The sequence below is a fragment of the Streptomyces sp. RP5T genome (assembly GCF_003933965.1).
Taxonomy (GTDB): domain Bacteria; phylum Actinomycetota; class Actinomycetes; order Streptomycetales; family Streptomycetaceae; genus Streptomyces.
Map to the genome: position 1 here is coordinate 1 of NZ_RSAJ01000614.1, position 4,803 is coordinate 4,803.

5 protein-coding genes are annotated in these 4,803 nt (G+C 64.1%); 2 read left to right on the forward strand and 3 right to left on the reverse strand.

Annotated elements, in window-relative coordinates; all coding sequences use genetic code 11:
• Positions 1-175: 175 nt before the first annotated feature.
• Genes EHS43_RS37610 through EHS43_RS37620 form a run of 3 tightly spaced genes read right to left on the reverse strand, consistent with a single transcriptional unit; the run spans position 176 to position 3,011 of the window.
• Positions 176-1,153, reverse strand: a complete 978-nt coding sequence (locus EHS43_RS37610) for an ABC transporter substrate-binding protein (RefSeq protein WP_125195109.1) — start codon at positions 1,151-1,153, stop codon at positions 176-178.
• A complete protein-coding gene (locus tag EHS43_RS37615; RefSeq protein WP_125195110.1) occupies positions 1,150-2,250 on the reverse strand; it encodes an ABC transporter permease in 1,101 nt (366 codons plus the stop codon). The genes EHS43_RS37610 and EHS43_RS37615 overlap by 4 nt, the downstream gene beginning before the upstream one ends.
• Complete coding sequence (locus EHS43_RS37620; protein WP_125195111.1) at positions 2,247-3,011, reverse strand: ATP-binding cassette domain-containing protein; 765 nt, start codon at positions 3,009-3,011, stop codon at positions 2,247-2,249. The genes EHS43_RS37615 and EHS43_RS37620 overlap by 4 nt, the downstream gene beginning before the upstream one ends.
• A 679-nt stretch (positions 3,012-3,690) precedes the next feature.
• Here EHS43_RS37620 and EHS43_RS49055 point away from each other — a divergent pair.
• Entirely contained in the window at positions 3,691-3,975 is a 285-nt protein-coding gene (locus tag EHS43_RS49055; RefSeq protein ID WP_369009069.1) for a helix-turn-helix domain-containing protein, read from the forward strand.
• 219 nt (positions 3,976-4,194) lie between these two features.
• Positions 4,195-4,641, forward strand: coding sequence for an IS30 family transposase (locus tag EHS43_RS47200; protein ID WP_260470898.1), 447 nt, complete (start codon positions 4,195-4,197; stop codon positions 4,639-4,641).
• The last annotated feature ends 162 nt before the right edge of the window (positions 4,642-4,803 follow it).

Here is a 4,803-nt window from a genome sequence, read left to right on the forward strand (position 1 = left end):
ACACCCGACGCCGTCACTCCCGCCTCGGACAACGCAGTCCCATCACCTACGAGACGGCACTCGACACAACATCAACTACCCTGCCCCAAGCCGCATAGCCCGTGTCCAAGATTCCGGGTCAAGGCCCGTTCACGCCGCGCCCTGTCGCCTGGAATGGGCGCGCGTAACGCCTGCGTCAGCAGGACGTCTTGTAGATGGCTGCCTGCCCTGTGGAGTCGAGGTTGTCCCGGTTGATAATCGAGAACCCAGTCTTGATCGAGGACGTTGTCGTCTTGCCCTTGAGCGCGGCGACAGCCTGCTTGACGCCTTCGACGCCGATCGTCTGCGGTTGCTGGGCGACGAGTGCCTGGACGGTTCCTTCCTTGAGAGCAGACACCTGGGCGGGGTCGGCATCGAACCCGACAATCTTGACCTGCTTCTGCCTGCCAGCCTGGCGCACACCGGTGGCTGCGCCCTCCGCGGAGAAGAGGTTGGTGGCGAAGATGCCGACAATGTCGGGATCCTTCTGGAGTGCGGCGGTGACGATCTGGGCGGCCTTGGCGGGGTCGTTCTGATCGTACTGGACGCCCAGGTCCTTATAGGCGGGGTCGGCCTTGGCCGCCTGGGAGAACCCGCGAGTTCGGTCGTCAGCGGTGCTGATGCCTGGCTGCACGCTGACCGTGAGCACCTTGCCGCCCGTCGGCGCGAGCTGCTTGATTGCCTTGAACGCGGCCTTGCCGCCCCCGAGATTGTCGGAAGAAACGGAAGACACGGCGACAGAGGGGTCCTTGAGGGTCGTGTCCACGAGGACGACCTTGATACCAGCGGCCTTGGCCTGGGCGATGGGCGTCTGCATGGCAGAGATGTCTGTCGGCGCAATGAGGATTGCATCGGGGTGGGAAGCGACGACCGACTGCACGATCGGCGTCTGCAAGGTCGGATCGAACTTCGCGGGCCCCTGCGTGGTGACGGTGGCCCCGAGCTTCTTGGCCTCTGCCTCGATGCCGCACTTCATACTCACGTAGAAACCGTCACCGGCCACGCCCTGGATGAACACCAGCTTGTGCAATTCCTTGGTCGACGCAGGTGAGCCGTCGGCGGAGGAGCAAGCTGTGGCGGAGGTGAAAGCGGCCATGACCGTGAGCCCCGCCGCGAGAACGGTGGTGATCTTCATCTTGAGTCTGCCTTTCGCGCGGTGGACGTGGTGGGGGTTGAGCGGGTGAGCAGGGAGGACCAGAGCTTTCCGGGCGAGCCGTTTGCCCTTTTACGCTGGTCGAGGTAGACAGCGGCGATGAGTACGGCCCCCACGACGACCTGCTGCCAGAAGGGCTGGATGCCGGTGATGACGAAGCCGTTTTGCAGTACGGCCGGGATGAACAGGCCCAAGACGGTCCCAAAAATCGTGCCTACACCGCCCAGAACGCTGGTGCCGCCGATCACAGCGCCGGCGATGACGTTGAGGTTGGTGCTCGACTGGCCGCCGATAGTGGTGGACTGGAAGAAGGCCAGATTGAGCAGGCCGCCGAATCCGGCCAGGAGCCCCGCCAACGCGTAGACGAGGATGAGGTGGCGGTCGACCCTGAGTCCGACCCGCCGTCCTGCTTCAGCGTTGGACCCGATGGCGTAGGTGTGCAAGCCGAACCGGGTGCGGTGCAGCAGCACGATACCGATCACCACCACTAGAGCGGCGATGACCGACAGGAACGGCAGCTGGCCTATGAGGTTGCCCGTTCCGATGGTCTGCACCAGCACGGTCGGTGCGTTCCGCAGATCCAGCCCGTTGGTGATGATCTGAGCGAGTCCGAGGGCTGCGCCAAGCGTGCCCAGCGTGACGATCAGCGGCGGAACCTTCGCCTTGGCAACCAAGACGCCGTTCAGCAATCCCCAGGCCAGGCCGCTGACGCAGGCGACAGCGATGCCCAGTGTCGTAGCTCCCCAACCCTGTCCTCCCGCAGCGACCATGGCCTTGTCGGCCACGACCCCACTGAAGACCAGGACACTGCCCACGGACAGATCGATGCCGCCCGTAATCAGCACCAGAGTGGTTCCCACTCCCAGGACGGCCAGGATGGAGGTGTTGACGACGATGCCGCGGATGTTGAACGCGGTCAGGAAAGTTGAAGGGTCCAGTGCCGTGAAAATCGTCATGATCGCCAGCAGAACGAGCAGCGTGCGCAGGTTCTGAAACTTCATGATCTTTCCCAGGCGGGTCGGTTCCGGCTCGCCTTCAAGCTGGTCCGCGCCGTGTCCGACAGTGGATGTGCTGCTCATGACGTCTCCTGCTTGTACGCGCCAGTCATCGCTGCCACCAGTTCCTCCATGCTGGTGTCGGCGGCGCTGAAGGTAGCGACCCGCCGGCCTCGCCGCAGGACCTCGATGCGGTCGGCGACACTCATCACGTGAGGCATGGAGTGGCTGATGAAGACCACGCCCACGCCCTTCTCACTGACCCGTCGGATGAGGCGCAGCACGTTCTCGGTCTGGACCACTCCCAGTGCTGCGGTGGGCTCGTCCAGAAAGATCACCTTGCTGGCCCAGGCGGCGGCCCGCGCCACCGCAATGCCCTGCCGCTGACCACCGGACATTCCGACGACCGGGGTGGTGAGCTCGCGGACCGTGGCGCCAAGGTCGTCGAAGGCAGCCCTGCTGTGAGCACGCATCGCCTTGACATCCATGAAACCGAGGCGCCCAGCGAGCCCTGACCGCATCAGCTCCCGTCCCAGGTACATGTTTTGTACGGGATCCAGATGTGGGGCGAGCGCGAGGTCCTGGAAAACCGTCTCGATACCCAGCGCCTGGGCGTCGGTCGGGCTCTTGAGGGTGACCTCACACCCGTCGACAGTGATATATCCGGCATCAGGAAGCTCGCTGCCCGACAGAATGCGCACCAGCGTGCTCTTGCCGGCTCCGTTGTCGCCGATGAGCGCAACAACCTCGCCTTCATGGAGATCGAAGTCTGTGCCGTCCAGTGCCTGGACGTGACCGTAGGACTTGGTCAGTCCTCGCGCGGCGAGCACCGGCGGCCGCTTCATGGCCTGCTCCGGTGATGGGGCCTGAATCGTGGCTCTACTTGCATGGCCGAAACATCACTTTCGATTTCTAACGCATTGGATGAAAGAACTCGGACCTTCAGGCCCGGACCACGCCCAGATCGGGGCCCCTCTCGTAGGAGGTGGGTAGTCCCGGCGTGTTGCTGCGACATTAAGCGAGTCGAAGCGATACGTAAAGAGTCTAACCGAGCTCAAATGAAAGTCTCGTGATGGGTTGCCCCGAGCCGTCAACAAGGGCCATCAGCCATGTCATGCAGGGCCCCTCCATGGGGACGATTCATCACTAATCATCCTGCCCCCTGCCGCGCGGCTTCAGGGATCTTCCAGCCCTGCGTATAGGCAGGGCATGATCTGATCTGACGGGACTCATGGGTGGAGCGAGTCGAACCGGCGGCCGCAGTCACTAGATGGGCTCGGCAGTGTCTCGACCGCCAGGGGCCACTGGAGCGGGAGCTGCCAGGCGATGTCGCCGATCCAGCCTGCTGCCTCCGCTCGTTCTACGGGCGGCTCTGTTCCGTGCCGAACCCCTGCTGGCAGGGGCAGTGGCCACGTCCTGAAAGCCGCATCCAGCGAGACCTGTCGGTGACACTTGAAATGTGAGCCGATTCGGCGCTTTGTTCTAACGCTTGTCGCAAGATTCCTTGATCATTGTGGAGTGTTGATGGCGAGGCGGGGACATAAGCACAGGCTGGAGCTCGAGGCCGAGTCCTGGCGCCTTCTGGCGGTCGGGGTGGGCAGTGTCGAGGCGTGCAGGCGCCTTGGGATCGGGCGCAAGACGGGCTACCGGTGGCGGGCGGAGAACGGTGGCCTGCAACCGGACTATCTTCCGGAAGCCTCGCGCTCGGGTCGGTACTTATCGCTGTTGGAGCGTCGGAGGATCGCCTCGTTGCGTGGTCGCGGCCTCGGGATCAGGGAGATAGCCAGCCTGCTTGGGCGGGCGCCGTAAACGGGGGGGGCAGCCGGGAGTTGCGGCGCAACAGCCGTCCGCCCTCTATCAAGGTGCCAAGGGCGGCCTGAGCAGGACGCTGACCAGGAAACTCCGCACCGGTCGGCCGCTGAGAAAGCAGCGCCGCCGTTCCGACCAACGCATGCCCCGATTCGTTGCGCCCGCCGTCCTCATCGACCGTCGGCCACCGGTCATCGAGCTGCGCGAGCGCCTCGGCGACTGGAAGAGGGACCTCGTCGTCGGCGCCCGCAACCAGTCTCCGTCGCCACGCTCGTCGACCGACGAACCCGCTATCTCCGCCTGGTCCCGCTGCCGGAGGGGCACTCGGCCGGCCAATTGCGTGATGCCCTCATCGTCACTCTCGGGACGTTGCCGGAACGGGCACGCCGGAGTCTCACCTGGGACCAAGGGTCCGAGATGGCACGCCATCACGAACTGGCGCCTTACTTCACCGACGGGATCTTCTTCGCACGCCCCGGCAGTCCCTGGGAGCGAGGGACGAATGAGAACACGAACGGCTTGATCCGGCAGTACCTGCCCAAGCGCACCAATCTGTCCCTGCACACCGCTGACGACCTCCGCGTCAGCGAGCTCAACGATCGCCCCCGCAAGACACTGAGTTGGCAGACCCCGGCTCAGGCATTCGCCGCGGCTCTGGCACTCTGAGCCTGCAACGTTGCGACATCATGCGAATCCGCCTTAGGGGTCCTAACAGAAGTTGTTGATCATGTGACTTTCAGTCTTGGTGGTCGTTGGTCTGGTCGTGGGGAAACGTCAGTCGCGGCCGTGGATCGTGTCGGATGAACTGTGGTCGCTGATCGAGCCGTT

Bases quoted from the DNA above. Each gene is read 5' to 3' on its own strand.
- EHS43_RS49055 (WP_369009069.1), top strand. From the start codon at position 3,691: ATGGCGAGGCGGGGACATAAGCACAGGCTGGAGCTCGAGGCCGAGTCC.
- EHS43_RS37610 (WP_125195109.1), bottom strand. From the start codon at position 1,153: ATGAAGATCACCACCGTTCTCGCGGCGGGGCTCACGGTCATGGCCGCT.
- EHS43_RS37620 (WP_125195111.1), bottom strand. From the start codon at position 3,011: ATGAAGCGGCCGCCGGTGCTCGCCGCGCGAGGACTGACCAAGTCCTAC.
- EHS43_RS37615 (WP_125195110.1), bottom strand. From the start codon at position 2,250: ATGAGCAGCACATCCACTGTCGGACACGGCGCGGACCAGCTTGAAGGC.